This window comes from Alteromonas sp. RKMC-009 (assembly GCF_003584565.2).
Classification (GTDB): domain Bacteria; phylum Pseudomonadota; class Gammaproteobacteria; order Enterobacterales; family Alteromonadaceae; genus Alteromonas.
This window is the reverse complement of the sequence record NZ_CP031010.1, coordinates 3,431,598-3,446,372: the sequence shown is the minus strand read 5'-3', so window position 1 is coordinate 3,446,372 and position 14,775 is coordinate 3,431,598. Positions and strand designations below refer to the sequence as shown.

The window sequence follows — 14,775 nt, the reverse complement described above, 5'->3', positions numbered from 1 at the left end:
TTCATTACGTATCCTCAGCGTATTGATATTTCAACGCCAGACAAGAAAAAGGAAAACTATGAGTAAAGCAGCCGCCGCTATTATTGGTACAGGACTGGTTATCGCGTTTGCCGTGCTGGGAGGCCAGCTGGCATCGGCGCTGGTGGATTTTAAAACCTGGGACAGAGTGGTTACCGTGAAGGGGCTGTCAGAACGGGAATATCCGGCAGACCAGGTGATCTGGCCGATACAGTTTACTGAAGCCGGCAATGATCTCTCAGCACTCTATGACACACTGGAAAGTCATTCAGAAAAAATTACCGCTTTCCTTACAGCCAGCGGCATTAGCGCTGACGATATCAGCTTTAATCAGCCGGTGATCACCGATAAGCTTGCGCAACAGTACGGCGGCGATAACAGGGTGGAATTCAGGTACAGTGCCAGCCAGACCGTAACCGTGTACTCAACCGATGTAGAAGTGGTAAGAAAAGCCATGCCCGATATTTCTGATCTCGTTAAACAAGGTATCGTGTTTTCTAATCAGCAGTGGGATGCTCAGCCTCAATTTGTATTCAGCCGGTTGAATGAGGTGAAGCCTGACATGATTGAAGAGGCAACAGTGAATGCCAGGGAAGTGGCTGAGAAGTTCGCCCGGGACTCTCAAAGCCGGATAGGTAAAATTAAGCGGGCTAATCAGGGGCAGTTCACCATAACGCCACGGGACGCGCATCAACCGCACATCAAAAAAGTCAGGGTTGTTTCAACCATAGAATATACCTTAACCGACTAACTGATACGATGTTCAGATTGCGGTGCACACGGCATAGCGTCTACACTAACTGCCTGGAATAATGGTGCGGCCGTATGGGGTTGCACAGCTGGCAAACGGGGGCTTCATGGCAGTAAAAGTAAACCATCCTGATCAGATGGAAATTTTTGCTGTACCCAGTCCCTGTATTGGTGTTTGTCAGGCCGGCCCGAAAGGCTACTGTCTGGGGTGTTACCGTACCCGTGACGAGCGTTTTCACTGGCTGCAGATAAACGATGCCGCCAGACGTACCGTGATTAAAGCCTGCCAGAAACGTAAAGCCATGGCATTGCGGCAACAACAGCCCGACGATGGCGGGCAGGCAACGGTTGAAGAACCTCAGCAACAATCTTTATTTTCCGACAACGGGAAGCAGTAACATGGCCACAGCAATCAGGCTGTTGTCAGTATCGCGTTTTCTCCCGTATTTACAATAAGTTGCTATACTCAAAATCAAGAAATAAACAAGGTTTACTCATGTCGATGGAAAAGTACGTCAGTTACGCCACACAGTCTTTTACGTTCCCGAATATTTGTCTGAAAATCCGGGATGTACTGGATGATCACCGCAGCGACATGGATGATGTGGCGAAGCTCATTGCCGTTGATCCGTCGCTGACGGTAAAAATTCTCCGTCTGGCTAACAGCGCTTTATTCCGCTTTCCTTCCCAGATTGATTCCATCGCCAAAGCGGTCAGTGTTATCGGAGGCGAGGCGCTGTACAACCTTGTGGTAGCAGAAACAGCGAATACAGCGTTCAAGCACTTCAACAGTGCTCATATCCGGCTGGACAAGCACTGGTATAAGTCAGTCTACAACGGGCTACTGGCCAAAACGCTGGCCAAACAGTCAAATATCCGCGGCAGTGAACGCTTCTTCGTGATGGGTATTCTCTGCCATTTCAGTGAACTGGTGGTGGCCAAAGAAGACCCTGAACTTTATCTGGCGTATCTTGAAGATAAGTCCGGTGACTTACCATGGGAAAAGCAGGAGAAGCACTTCGGGTTTACTTTTGCAGCCTGTTCCGGGGAAATTATGGAGCAATGGCGCTTGCCCCTTCCTCTGTTTTTCCCGGTAAAATATGTTCACAATACCAGGAAACACGCTGAAGAGGCGGATATAGGTTTGTTGGCGTGTTCAATGCGGGTTACAATTCGGGAAATCATGAAACCGGAGTACGGCGATATTGAACTTTTCACGCCGGAAATGGCCAATACGTTGTTGGTTGAAGGAGAAACGATGGATAACGCGATAGCCTGGACAAATGCTGAGGCTGAAAAGGTATCTGCGCTAATCCTGTAGAAAAACAAGGTCGCCACGGACGGTTCATAACAGTGCGCTAAATAAAAATATTAAAACCCATGTTAAATCCGTTTACTGCGAGATTACTGGTCGTTGTTGTCTTATTTTCCGGCAGCATCACCGGCGCCATGGCCGCCGACCGGAATCTTATACAAACTTTATATCATTCCGACTTCGACGAAGTGGGTGATGGCGGGCAGCCCCGCTTTACCCTGGACGGAGAAGTTGGTCTGTTGTCTGCGTCAGGGAATACCAATGCTAATTCCCTGAAAGCGGCCTTACATTCTGAACATGAAACTGCGAAATGGAATAATAACTACTTCGCAGAAATGCTGTACAAGCAAAGTAAAACAGAAAACGATGACGGTGAAACGACCAGTGAAGTTACCGCTCAGCGTTTTTTTGGTTATGCGCAATTTGATTATAAACTTATGACGCCCGGGCAACGTACTTTCATGTACGCTGATTACGAGAACGACCGGTTTAACGGTTATGAATACCGTGCTTCGCTGGCTGCAGGTTGGTCTCAGCGGTTATGGAATGAAGATGAAAGTTCATTTCGCTACAGCGTCGGTCCCGGTTATGCCTTCGTGGCCGTGGAAGAGGGTACTGAATCTAACGTGAATAACGGCCTGATTGCCAGAGCATCAGGTGAATATCAGTACCAGTGGAATACCGGCGCGCAGCTTCGTCAGTTTATGAGTGCTGAGATCGGGGCTGATAATATCAAAACCCGGTCGGTCACAGCCTTATCAGCAAATCTGTTCGACTCACTGGCTATGAAACTTGCTTTCAACCTGGCTTATGAAACCGAACCTCTTGAAGATGTGAAAAGTGTAAATACGGAAACCACAGTCTCTGTGGTTTACCGTTTTTTCTGAAGAATAATAAAGCGACGACGCTGAAGACAGCGCGCATCTGGCCGGGCCATCAGGATGGCTACCGGGCTTTTGGATGGGGAACAATCACTATCATGGATGATATACGCTTTGCCGGCCTGAACGGAGTCTGTTCAATACCGGTATCATGGAAACACATATTTTAGGAATGCAAATGAAAAAGCAACTTTTAGCTGTCGCTGTGCTCAGCGCAATGGGTACAACTTCTGCACTGGCACAAGATGATGCTAAACCGTTTACTCTGGAAGGTGGATTAGGTTTCATCTTTACCTCCGGTAACACGGAAACCACGTCTATTAACGCGTCTTTAGAAGGCCATCAGGAACTGGAAAAGTGGAGTAACGACTACACAGTTGAAGGTCTGTACAAGAAAGAAACGGTAACTGACGACGACACTGGCGAAGACGTAGAACGTACTTCTGCACAGAAATTCTTTGCTTCAGGTCAGGGTAACTACAAGCTGGAAAATCCTGATTACCGCTTATTCGGCTTCGCCTCGTACGAAGATGACCGTTTCAGCAGCTATAACTACCAGTCTACTGTCGCTGCCGGTTGGAACCAGAAGGTTTGGCAGAACGATACAACGTCTTTAGAGTATTCGATCGGTCCTGGTTATTCCTGGGCAGAAACACAGGAAGATGTTGAGCAAAACAGTTTCATCGTTCGTGCTTCCGGTGCATTCGAATGGCTGATTTCTGATACAGCGAAATTTTCTCAGACAGTGAGTACGGAAGTGGGTGATGAAAACACCAAGTCACGTGCAGAGTCTGCACTGACTGCCACTATCAGCGGTAACCTGTCGATGAAACTTTCAGTTAAACTGGACCACAACTCCCGTGTAAACGAAGGCGTTGAAAAGCTTGATACTGCCACAGCGGTAACACTGGTATACAGCTTCTTCTAAGCCTTATCAGTTGTGAATGAACATAAAAAGCCCTGATTTTGAAGTGACCCCATAAAGTTGGACTCATTTCTAAGCGGCTGCCAAGGCCTGATTTCGATATTGTATCGGACTCAGGCCTTTTAGTTTCAGCTTAATACGCTCGTTGTTGTAATAGTCGATATATTCTTTGATGCTTTCAATCAGTTCGTCGGCATCGTTGAACTTCTCGTTGTGATACATTTCCGTTTTTAATATGCCGAAGAAGTTCTCTGCGACGGCATTGTCTAAACAATTTCCTTTCCTGGACATGCTTTGAACTAGCCCGTTTGCTTTGATGTGATTTTGGTACTCTTTATGTTGGTATTGCCAGCCCTGATCCGAGTGAATAAGCGGCTTCTCATGTCGCTGTAGCTTACTCGTCGCGGTTTTGAGCATGTCTGTGACTAGTGGCAGTGCAACCGATGTGCGTACTTCATAGCTGACAACCTCTTGGTTAAACAGGTCAATTATCGGTGACAGATAGACTTTCTGGTCTTTGACTTTAAACTCAGTCACATCGGTCACCCATTTTTGATTTGGCTTCACTGCCGTAAATTCTCGATTAAGTTCATTGCCTGCGATTCTGCCGACTTCACCTTTATAGGACTTGTAACGTTTAGGTCTTACCTTGGATTTTAACCCCAGCTCATTCATCAGGCGTTGTACGCGCTTGTGATTAACTATCAAGCCTACTGTTCTCAGCGCAGAAGTAACTCTGCGATAGCCGTACCGCCCTCTATGTTTATGAAAGATAGTACGTATTTTTTCGCTTAAGCCAATATCGGGACACGACCGTTCTAGCGTATTACGATGATAGTAATAAACGCTTTTCGGGAGTCCTGTGATTTTTAATAGATTTTGTAAGCTGTAACTAGCCTTGAGCTCTTCGACAACTATCGTTTTGTCTTTGCTTTTTTCTTTCTGGCTTGAGCCAAGGCTTCTAACTTTTTTAGAACAGCATTCTCCGCACGTAAATAGTCCAACTCTTCTCTGAGTTCCTTCTCCGTCATTTCAGTTGATGGTTTAGGTGCAGAAGGTTCTTTTTTCACGCGAGGTTTACCTTTTTTCTTTGGTTTTAGACCGGAGATACCATCGTGAGCATAAAGCTTTTGCCATTGGAAAAGAATCCCAGGGGACGATAAATCGAAGAAGGCGCTGGTGTAACTAAGTGACCAGTTGTTAGCTGCCATTGTTTTCAACACATCTGTTTTAAATGCTTGAGAATATGGCCTGTGAGTAGACCTGAAGCTTTCAGCGCCATGAATTCGATAAACAGCAGTCCAATATCGGACCTGCCTTTCTGTGACATTAAATCTGCCACCTATCGCCGAAGAACTTTCAGATAAAGCACACTCAGCTACTTTGAGCTTGAAGGCTCGAGGATGTTTGGACATAAAAAGACCCCCAGTAATTGGAATGTCCAACTATTGGGGGTCACTTCATTTACAGGGCTTTTTTTATGGGAGTCACTTGCTTCCTTCAGGCTATCTTCTGTCAAAGTTCACCGGTTTCTCCGGTGTCTGATAATACCCTTCTCTGAGCAGGCGTTTAAAACGGTCCAGTTCACCTTTTTCTTTCAGGTTATTCAGGCCTCTGTTAAACAGCTCCAGCACCAGTCGCTTTTCTTTGTTTTTAGGTACCAGCAGGTGAGTGGTGACAGTAGAAACCAGCGGACTTATCTGGTGAATTTCATCCCGTTCTGCCTCGCTGAAATCACGTTGCAGAAGATACCAGCCGGTTAATTCATCGATAGGGAAAATATCTGTGTCGCCGTCGATAAGATGGTCGAAATTCTCATCGTCAGTGTCTGCCGTACTGATGTTCTTACCTTCTTTGATGTATCGGGACAGCTCATTGTTATAAAGATAGTCTTTCGTGACACCCATGGTGTAGTCAGTCAAATCATTCAGACCTGACCACATGTCGGGACCGGATTCATTGTTGACGTAGAAAACCAGGTTTTCTGATGTGACCGGCTCGCTGTGCCAGAAGGTCTTTTCCCGATCCCGCACATAGTTGCCGTATGAAATGGCGTCATATTCGCCATTCTCTGCTCCTTCCAGTGCGTCTTCCCAGGGAACGTAAATAAACTCAGCCCGTACACCGGTTTCCAGAAACACTTCGCTGATGATGTGATTCATGTAGCCGTTGTGTTCCATCTCTTCAGAGGTATACGGTGCGTATTCTGTGGTGGCAATTTTCACCGTCATCCAGGTGTGAGCCATGGCTGCGGCGGGTAACAACGCGGCGGTCAGCAGCGCTGTTTTAATGAGTCGTAGTAATAACATATCAGAAATATACTCCCAGGCTGATGTTCAGGCGGTGTGTGGATTGCGGATCATCGTTGAAGTTTAACCCCATGCCGGACCCGCCGGAAAACCACATGTTTTTGCCCTGAATACTGTCGACATATACGAATAATTTAGACCAGCCGAAGCTGCATCCGTTTACCCACTGGGTACTGTCGCTGCCGGCTTCAGAGTCTCCTTCCACGCGGGAATATTCACTGTAGCAGGTAATATCCTCTAAAGAAGCGACAGTGAAAGGGAAGCTGTAAGCCAGGTTAGCCATATACGACTGACCTTCACTGGCCATAAGGAATGGCGCTTCAAAGGAAGACAGGGCCAGCCGGTCCTGAAGTTGTCCTTCCGGGGCAGCCAGATCGTAGCGGTAATCCAGATACTGCAGCTCTACTTTCCAGGGTTTCTGGTTATGGCGCAGGTGTACAGCATAAGCGGTCATGTCTCCGCTATCCTGTGTATCAAAATTAAATATGTCACCCTGCTGAAATGATACGCCGATGTCGGTGGTGGAGCGGGGAAGTAGTCTGGCTTCGTAATTTACCCGCAAGTTGTACTGGCCATCTTCCTGATTACGGTATTCGCCGTCATCAGCGACGTCAAAGGAGTAGCGGCCAAAGCGGGCGGCATTATTGTATTCATCATTCAGAAAATAGCCGGCGTGAACCGTAAACGGACCCCGTTCATAACGGGCAACAACCCCTGCATCATAATCATCTTCAAAACCAATATAGTAATTGGCGGAGAACCAGAAGCTGTTTGAAGCGAAAGGTAACAATCCGAAGGGGACTTTAGTGATACCGCCGGTGACATCCAGGTATTCGTCGTAATGCCAGGTCAGATCTGCATAGCGGACCGTATCGAAATCAGTATTTTCATACCACCGGTAGTCAGCTTTGTAGGAAAAGTCATCGAATTTGCCATCGACGGTGAGCTTGATTGACTCAAATTCCAGTCCGTCCCGTATTGCCGGCGCCTGCCAGTCACGGTGACCGTAATTGACTCTCACATGACCGCCAAGGTTAAAGTTATCTTCTTCTGCAGTGACGGGACCACACAAAGCGGTTATCCCTAACGTCATGCACAGTGCGTTTCTTCTCATCATGCTTAAAAGCCCTGAGGTTAAATACGTGCGCCGTCATGGCCCAACGTAGCAGGTGTTAAATTTATGTGTCACAGAAAAGATACACGGCAGCACAAAGCTGAGATCAAACAGAGCAGGATTTAACTGCGGAAGGCGTGATCAGAAGAGATAAAAAAATCCGGTGTACAGAGACACCGGATTTGATTTTGAACATAATCCTTTCGAAGGGATCAGTGCAGAAGGCGGGTTTTAATTGTGCCTTTGATGTTTTGAAGCTGGGCCAGACCTTCATCGGCTTTGTTTGCTTCCACATCAACAACTACGTAACCGATATCTGCAACGGTTTGCAGATACTGAGCTTCAATGTTGATACCTTTTTCTGCGAATGTCTGGTTAATCTGGTTCAGTACACCCGGACGGTTTTCGTGGATGTGCAGTAAGCGTGAACGGCCGGGGTGATCCGGTAAGGATACTTCAGGGAAGTTCACTGCAGACAGCGTTGAACCGTTGTCTGAGTATTTCGCCAGTTTACCGGCTACTTCAATACCGATATTTTCCTGCGCTTCCTGTGTGCTGCCGCCCACGTGGGGGGTAAGGATCACATTATCAAACTGACGCAGCGGTGATTCGAATTCTTCAGTATTCGATTTCGGCTCAACCGGGAATACATCGATAGCGGCACCGGCAAGGTGTTCGCTTTCCATAGCTTCAACCAGTGCATCGATATCAACAACAGTACCACGGGACGCATTGATAAGAATGGCGCCTTTTTTCATTTTCGACAGTTCTGCTTTACCAATCATGTCTTTAGTAGACAGGGTTTCAGGAACATGCAGAGAAACGACGTCAGATGTCGCCAGAAGGGTATCCAGCGATTTCACCTGCACAGAGTTACCCAGTACCAGCTTGTCTTCAATATCGTAGAACTGAACGCGCATGCCCAGGTGCTCAGCAAGAATGCTCAGCTGTGTTCCAATGTGGCCGTAGCCAATGATACCCAGCGTTTTACCACGGGCTTCGTATGAGCCTACAGCACTCTTTTCCCACTCACCACGATGGGCTTTGGCATTCTTGGACGGTACGCCGCGAAGAAGAAGAATTAACTGGCCCAGCACCAGTTCTGCAACAGAACGGGTGTTAGAAAATGGCGCGTTGAATACAGGAATGCCTTTAAACTGAGTGGCTTTCAAATCTACCTGATTGGTACCGATACAGAAGCAACCTACAGCAACCAGCTTTTCAGCGGCCTGAACCACGGCCTCAGTGATCTGAGTACGTGAACGGATTCCGATAAAGTGAACATCCTTCACTTTTTCGATGAGATCTTCTTCTGACAGGGAGGTCTTCAGATACTCAACATTGGTGTAACCGTTACTGTTTAAGGTTTCAACGGCACTTTGGTGAACGCCTTCCAGTAGCAATATACGGATCTTGTCCTTGGGTAGGGATACTTTACTCATTGCCTCACATCTCGAATAGTTGGTTGCAAAAAGACATCTGGACGTCTATATGGGCAAAATAACAGATATCGTTGTTGGTTAAAAGCGCTATTTCATTCAGCAAGCCTTATATCCGGCTTGCTGACAGGGTGATTAAGTTTAGTCGCTGACCGTAATTACGCCCGAACCGGTTGCTACCAGTACAATATCTGCGCCACGGTTGGCAAAAATACCGTTAGTGACTACGCCGGCCAGACTGTTAATAGCATCTTCCATTTCACGGGGATTAATGATGTTCAGGTTGTGAACATCCAGTATCACGTTGCCGTTGTCAGTCACCACGCCTTCACGGTAAACCGGATCGCCACCCAGTTTTACCAGCTCTCTGGCTACGTAAGAGCGCGCCATGGGAATGACTTCAACAGGGAGCGGAAATTTGCCCAGTACCGGTACCTGTTTGGTGTCGTCTACAATGCACACGAAAGTTTTCGCTACCGCTGCGACGATTTTTTCACGCGTCAGGGCTGCGCCGCCGCCTTTGATCATGTGTTTGTGTTCTGTCACTTCATCAGCGCCGTCAACATAAACAGAAAGGCTGTCTACTTCATTCAGCGAAAACACTTCAATGCCGTGGGCTTTAAGTTTTTCTGTTGATGCGTCTGAGCTGGATACTGCGCCAATAATCTTGTGTTTAATGTCTGCCAGCGCATCAATAAAAAAATTGACCGTTGAGCCTGTGCCCACACCAACAATGGTGTCCGGCTCTACATATTTTATGGCTGCTTCAGCTACAGCTTTCTTCTTCGCGTTCTGATCCATAGGGGTTCTCCAAAGTTTTGCAGAAGTTTAACTGAAAACTGCAGGAATGGGAGACGAAATTAAGGGCAATTAGTCTTATCCGGCCGTATTACGCCGGAAGGCGTGATGATGAGATCCAGGGGGAAATCCCAGGGTTCAACCGGCAGCGCGTCAACCTGCTGGCAATCATGTGCGATACCGGCAAGCAGGGGGCGGGAAGCTGCGTTGCGATAGGGCGCCAGCGTACGATCGTAAAATCCGCCACCCATGCCCAGCCGGTTTCCTTTTTCGTCGAAACCGGTGAGCGGCATCAGAATTAAATCATGACGGGAAAAAGGTATCACATCAGGGCAGCGTAACTGAGGCTCAGCAATATTGAAGCGGTTATTCACCAGTATGGTGTTGTCATGATAGTGCAAAAATAGCAGATGCTGACGGTTAAACGGATGCAGTACCGGCAGGCTGACGATTTTATTCTGGGCTGCCGCGGTGGTAATGGTGTCCGAAAGGCTGACTTCTCCGTCGTTTGCCAGGTATGCAGCTACATGCGTGGCTTGTTGCCATTCCGGCAGTGCCGTCAGCTGTCGGCTCAGGCGCACCGCTGCCTGAGCCTGCGTCTCTTCAGACAGGTTGTTGCGGCGTAACCGCAGTACTTTGCGTAATTCCTGACGTGTTAATCCTGCGCTACTGATTTTTTCCATCGGGTAATAAGAAGAAACTTAAGGTGTCGCAAAGTGTATCATTATTCACAGGCAGTGTGAGGGCGGCATCAATGCCGGTTTGCCGCAATTGTTTGTCTTCAGTGAATAAGTCTTCTGTTAAAGCCACTATAGCTAAACAGGGGTCCTGTTGTCTGAACTGAGTGATTTCTTCATTTTCCGGTAATGGCGGTTGAATCATGATTTCCCCGGGCTGTCCTTAAGTCATAAAAAAAGCGCCCGGAGGCGCTTTTAGCAGGGAAATACTCCTCCGGACTTTATAAAGCGTAGGTGTCGATGAACAATTGTTCCAGTTTTTCGTGATTAACATCGGTTGCGACATCAATCATTTGCGCTTCAGTCCATAACGGGCTTGGTGTTGAGCCTGCCGGAGCAACGACTGTTTGTCCTCTGTCCAGTTCACCGGTACCTACACGGGCGTGGCCACGGGTAATGGTAAACAGTTCAGGGTTGACCAGCCAGGCCAGCGGATACGCGTCGTGGAAGAAACACACACGCTCTTCACGGTTTTGCGAGTAAAAGTCGATATAAAATTGTGATGCACGCTTAACGAAGCCACCCAGTTTTTCATTACCCGTTTCCAGAGTATCCAGGAAAGACGGTGCGAAAGGCGCTTTCAGCGTAACATCAAGGCCAAACATGGTAACAGGCCAGTCGGCAGCGAATACAATGGCTGCGGCGTGGGCGTCGTTCCAGATATTGGCTTCAGCCACCGGCGTTACGTTACCGGGTACAAATGCCGCGCCGCCCATAATTGCGACACCTTTAATCAACTTCGGTAATTCCGGCTCAAGACGTAATGCCAGCGCCAGGTTTCCTAGCGGGCCAATCGCAACCAGGGTGATTTCACCGGGATATTTGCGGGCCATATCTACGATGTACTGTGCTGAACTGCGGGGATCGAGCTCCCGCTCAGAGGCTTCCGGAAACGTATTACCGAAGCCGTCATCACCATGCACGAAATGGGCATAACCTGACTCAGGGCCAACCCATGGCATGCCCACACCTTGCGTGACAGGAATGTCCTGACCGGCGTATTCACACAGGGTCAGCGCGTTTCTGGCAGACATGGTTACCGGTACATTACCGAAAACGGTAGTCAGGCCCAGCACTTCAATTTCAGGATGTTGAAAAGCAAAGAAGATCGCCATTGCATCATCGATGCCCGGATCAGTATCAAGAATAATTTTGTGTGTCATAGTTGTCCTTTTGAACTATCAGACATGTTTCGCGAGGAAGCGGTCTACTTCCTTCTGCTGCGGTATAGATTGTGCGGCACCTTCACGGGTAACGGCGATGGCAGAGGCGGCACAGCCACGGATAAGTGCTTGTCTGGCGTCTGTGTGATTGCTGTAGGCCGATAAAAAATAACCGATAAAACAGTCACCGGCGGCGGTGGTATCAACAGCATCCACCGTAAATGCGTCTACTTTGATCACATCGCCACTTTTACGCAGCATCATCACGCCGTCTTTACCCAGTGTAAGAATCACTTCGCCATGTTGCCAGTTAGCTTTAAACCAGGTGACGATATCTTCAACATTGTCCTGCCCGGTAATCGCCGCAGCTTCGGTTTCATTTACAATGAGCAGATCAACACATTCGAGCGGTAAAGACTTAACTGATTCGCTCATCGGCGCAGGGTTAAAGGCAACTTTCAGTTGCTTCTCTTTTGCCTGCTTCAGCATATCAGCAATGCTGCTAGTCTCATTCTGGGTAAGTACCCAGTCAGCTGAACTGGTGTCACTGAGGGCTTTTCTGACTGTCGCTTCATTGATTGTCTGATTAGCACCGCCGAACAGCACTATGGCGTTCTCACCGTCAGGGGTTACCTGAATAATGGCATGCCCTGAGGCCGTTTCGGTACAGGCAACATACTGACAATCAACGCCATGGCGAATTAATGTTTGTTTGAATGCCGCATCAGACTGATGAATTGCGCCCACGTGCTTAACATCAGCACCGGCCTGTGCCAGTGCAATAGACTGGTTTGCGCCTTTGCCACCAAGCAACTGAGTGTATTTTGTTGATGCCAGTGTTTCACCCGGCTTTACGAAATGATCTACGTGGTAGACGTGATCGATATTTATCGAACCAAAATTAATGACTGCCATTTCTACTTTCCGTCGAAAGAGGGCGCCTTCCGAAATGCCGCTGTTCATCGTTCGCCCGTGAACCGAAATGTTCAGGGCGGAAGAATCTTCATAGCCGTAGGCTTCCCGGTACGCGCCGGGCTTGCACAATAGCTACGCGGTCATCTTCCTTGGTTTAAAGCATCGGCCAGGGACATGAATGAACTGGCAAACATTCCAGAAGACAGTGTAATTAAAAAACAGCGCAACAGAGTATATCAAACGACACGGTTCGTGAAGCAGATCACCCTTAAAGTTTTGAGAACTTTTCAAAAAAGGCTGTTTTATTGGCTCTAAGCCTGCTGTAGCAACGTATTGCATGCCTGACCATTTGGTTAAGCTTGTTGCTTTATTGAGCAGGTTTTATCGATAAAAGTGTTGATCCTAAAGCATTATGAGGAACGTGAAAAGGGGAGAAAGACTGACTGCTCAAACACTGTCCATGAAATTGGTTTAAACTGGGTTTTAAGCAGCCTTTTTGGTAGCATGACCGCAATTAACTGATGGAAAGAATACGTGGATAAACAACTCGATTACGACCGTGTCACTAATGTGTTGTCACAATACGATGTCATCGCAGACGGTGCTGAGATTCAGGGCACATTGTGCGGTATGTTGTGTGGCGGTATGGCGGTATCAGAACGGAAGTGGATGGATGTACTGAAAGACACCATGAATGAGGGCGCAGCGTTTGCCCCGGAACTGACCGTGGTGCTTACCGATGTATTCAATGAATTATGTCAGCAACTGATTGAAGCGGAATTTTCCCTCAATCTGATGTTGCCGGATGACAAAGCACCGATCAATGACCGTGGTCTGGGTCTGATTAACTGGGTGCAGGGCTTTATGCTCGGCTTTGGATTGTATCAGCAAAACCTGATGCAATGTTCTGAAGACGTCAAAGAAGCGTTGCAGGATTTCGCCGATATCTCCCGCATGGAAGAGCCTATGACCGAAGATGAAGAATCTGAGCGGGCGCTGTTTGAAGTGGTGGAGTACGTCAAAATTTCTGCACTGCTTTGCTTCAACGAACTGGGCGAGTCGCTGCTCGACGATCAAAAAGATAAACCTTCCGTACACTGATCATGATAAGCAAACAGGAATTTATTGCGCGCCAGCACCGCTTGCTGGCCTTGTGTGAACCGGAAAGCGTGGTAGTGATCCCTGCTGCTTCGCTGATAACACGCAGCCGCGATACAGAATATCCTTTCCGCCAGAACAGTGACTTCTGGTATCTCACCGGTTTTGACGAGCCGGATACCGTATTGTTGCTGTCGAACCACAGCCAGTTTTCCGATCCTTACCGTGCTATGGCGTTTCGTCCGAAGGACAAAACAGCCGAAATCTGGCAGGGCAGGCGTTTAGGCGCTGATGCCGGTTTATCAGAGTTTGCTCTGGATGAAGCGTTTGAGCTGAGCGAACTGGAGGATGTGCTGTCAGAATGGCTTGGCGGACACGACCATGTGTATTTCCCGTTTCAAAGTCCGTTGCGGGAAACCCTGTTTGCTTTGCACAATAAGCTGGCGGCAGCACCGAAGGAAAATATTTCTCCGGCGGCACTCTGTGATGTTACACCGCTAATTCATGAAATGCGGTTATTCAAATCTTCCTGTGAAATTGCGCTGATGCAGGCTGCCGGAAAAATCTCTGCGCAGGGACATATCCGTGCCATGAAGTTTGCTCATCCCGGCTGTTACGAATATCAACTGGAAGCAGAGCTACATCACGAATTTGCTATGTCCGGTGCCAGACATCCTGCCTACGGCACCATTGTGGGCAGCGGTGATAATGCCTGTATTTTGCATTACACCGAAAACAACGCACAGGTTTGTGACGGTGATTTGATCCTGATCGATGCCGGCGCAGAATATGCGGGTTATGCTGGTGACATCACCAGGACCTTTCCGGTAAATGGAAAATTCAGTGCGCCACAGCGCAGGATTTATCAATTGGTGCTGGACGCCCAGCTTGCCGTACTCGACAGGATCGGGCCCGGTATGACGCTGAACGAAGCCGGTTTAATTGCTGCTGAAGTGCTTACCGCCGGTCTGGTTGAACTGGGCCTGCTGAAAGGTACTGTGGCAGAAAACCTTGAAGGATTGCATTACCGGCAGTTCTTTATGCACGGCATAGGGCATTATTTAGGGTTAGATGTACATGATGTGGGTGACTACCGTCAGGACGGTGAAGATCGCCCGCTGCAACCGGGTATGGTGATCACTATCGAACCCGGACTTTATATTGCGCCGGATGCAGATGTGCCGGAAGCATATCGCGGTATTGGCGTGCGTATTGAAGATAACCTGGTGATCACGGCAACCGGTGCTGACGTAATAACTGCAGATGTACCAAAAGAAATCAGTGAAATTGAAGCGTTAATGAGGAAGTCATAA

General features: G+C 48.1%; 17 protein-coding genes and 1 other RNA gene. 7 read left to right on the top strand and 11 right to left on the bottom strand.

Translation table 11 applies throughout. The features are described from left to right. Positions 1 to 58: 58 nt before the first annotated feature. The 5 genes from DS731_RS15325 to DS731_RS15305 all read left to right on the top strand — a co-directional run bounded on the left by DS731_RS15325 (position 59) and on the right by DS731_RS15305 (position 3,892). Entirely contained in the window at positions 59 to 769 is a 711-nt protein-coding gene (locus DS731_RS15325; protein ID WP_119502149.1) for an SIMPL domain-containing protein, read from the top strand. Between the two features lie 106 nt (positions 770 to 875). Further along, on the top strand, positions 876 to 1,166 hold the full coding sequence (locus DS731_RS15320; protein WP_119503447.1) for a DUF1289 domain-containing protein: 291 nt from the start codon (positions 876 to 878) through the stop codon (positions 1,164 to 1,166). Between the two features lie 98 nt (positions 1,167 to 1,264). Beyond that, positions 1,265 to 2,089 (top strand): HDOD domain-containing protein, encoded by an 825-nt coding sequence (locus DS731_RS15315; protein WP_119502148.1) that lies wholly within the window; start codon positions 1,265 to 1,267, stop codon positions 2,087 to 2,089. Positions 2,090 to 2,148: 59 nt separating this feature from the next. Then, the gene (locus DS731_RS15310; RefSeq protein WP_119502147.1) at positions 2,149 to 2,970 is read left to right on the top strand and encodes a DUF481 domain-containing protein; all 822 of its coding nucleotides are present in this window, start codon (positions 2,149 to 2,151) and stop codon (positions 2,968 to 2,970) included. 172 nt (positions 2,971 to 3,142) lie between these two features. Continuing rightward, positions 3,143 to 3,892: a DUF481 domain-containing protein gene (locus DS731_RS15305; RefSeq protein WP_119503446.1), complete on the top strand. Its 750-nt coding sequence runs from the start codon at positions 3,143 to 3,145 to the stop codon at positions 3,890 to 3,892. A gap of 69 nt (positions 3,893 to 3,961) precedes the next feature. On the opposite strand, the gene DS731_RS15300 is transcribed toward DS731_RS15305, so the two are convergent. The 11 genes from DS731_RS15300 to ssrS form a co-directional block, all read right to left on the bottom strand. Further along, complete coding sequence (locus DS731_RS15300) at positions 3,962 to 4,807, bottom strand: IS3 family transposase (RefSeq protein WP_232373549.1); 846 nt, start codon at positions 4,805 to 4,807, stop codon at positions 3,962 to 3,964. Continuing rightward, positions 4,804 to 5,304 (bottom strand): helix-turn-helix domain-containing protein, encoded by a 501-nt coding sequence (locus DS731_RS15295; protein WP_119500931.1) that lies wholly within the window; start codon positions 5,302 to 5,304, stop codon positions 4,804 to 4,806. The genes DS731_RS15300 and DS731_RS15295 overlap by 4 nt, the downstream gene beginning before the upstream one ends. Positions 5,305 to 5,394: 90 nt before the next feature. Beyond that, a complete protein-coding gene (locus tag DS731_RS15290; RefSeq protein WP_119502146.1) occupies positions 5,395 to 6,198 on the bottom strand; it encodes a substrate-binding periplasmic protein in 804 nt (267 codons plus the stop codon). Between the two features lies 1 nt (position 6,199). Further along, positions 6,200 to 7,315, bottom strand: a complete 1,116-nt coding sequence (locus tag DS731_RS15285; protein WP_119502145.1) for a hypothetical protein — start codon at positions 7,313 to 7,315, stop codon at positions 6,200 to 6,202. A 209-nt stretch (positions 7,316 to 7,524) separates the two neighbouring features. After that, positions 7,525 to 8,754: a phosphoglycerate dehydrogenase gene (serA, locus tag DS731_RS15280; RefSeq protein WP_119502144.1), complete on the bottom strand. Its 1,230-nt coding sequence runs from the start codon at positions 8,752 to 8,754 to the stop codon at positions 7,525 to 7,527. A 138-nt stretch (positions 8,755 to 8,892) separates the two neighbouring features. Further along, positions 8,893 to 9,552 (bottom strand): ribose-5-phosphate isomerase RpiA, encoded by a 660-nt coding sequence (gene rpiA, locus DS731_RS15275; protein WP_119502143.1) that lies wholly within the window; start codon positions 9,550 to 9,552, stop codon positions 8,893 to 8,895. Between the two features lie 59 nt (positions 9,553 to 9,611). Beyond that, entirely contained in the window at positions 9,612 to 10,232 is a 621-nt protein-coding gene (locus tag DS731_RS15270) for a 5-formyltetrahydrofolate cyclo-ligase (protein WP_119502142.1), read from the bottom strand. Further along, the gene (locus DS731_RS15265; protein WP_119502141.1) at positions 10,216 to 10,431 is read right to left on the bottom strand and encodes a hypothetical protein; all 216 of its coding nucleotides are present in this window, start codon (positions 10,429 to 10,431) and stop codon (positions 10,216 to 10,218) included. Before DS731_RS15265 ends, DS731_RS15270 begins: the two co-directional genes overlap by 17 nt. 76 nt (positions 10,432 to 10,507) lie before the next feature. Beyond that, a complete protein-coding gene (locus DS731_RS15260) occupies positions 10,508 to 11,449 on the bottom strand; it encodes a nucleoside hydrolase (RefSeq protein ID WP_119502140.1) in 942 nt (313 codons plus the stop codon). Positions 11,450 to 11,467: 18 nt separating this feature from the next. Then, complete coding sequence (locus tag DS731_RS15255) at positions 11,468 to 12,364, bottom strand: ribokinase (protein WP_119502139.1); 897 nt, start codon at positions 12,362 to 12,364, stop codon at positions 11,468 to 11,470. 22 nt (positions 12,365 to 12,386) lie between these two features. Then, a non-coding RNA gene (gene ssrS, locus DS731_RS15250) (6S RNA) lies at positions 12,387 to 12,569 on the bottom strand. Positions 12,570 to 12,898: 329 nt separating this feature from the next. Between ssrS and DS731_RS15245 the strand changes: the two genes are divergently transcribed. Together DS731_RS15245 and pepP are read left to right on the top strand one after the other, a co-directional pair. After that, the gene (locus tag DS731_RS15245) at positions 12,899 to 13,465 is read left to right on the top strand and encodes a UPF0149 family protein (RefSeq protein WP_119502138.1); all 567 of its coding nucleotides are present in this window, start codon (positions 12,899 to 12,901) and stop codon (positions 13,463 to 13,465) included. 2 nt (positions 13,466 to 13,467) lie between these two features. Continuing rightward, on the top strand, positions 13,468 to 14,775 hold the full coding sequence (gene pepP, locus DS731_RS15240) for a Xaa-Pro aminopeptidase (RefSeq protein ID WP_119502137.1): 1,308 nt from the start codon (positions 13,468 to 13,470) through the stop codon (positions 14,773 to 14,775).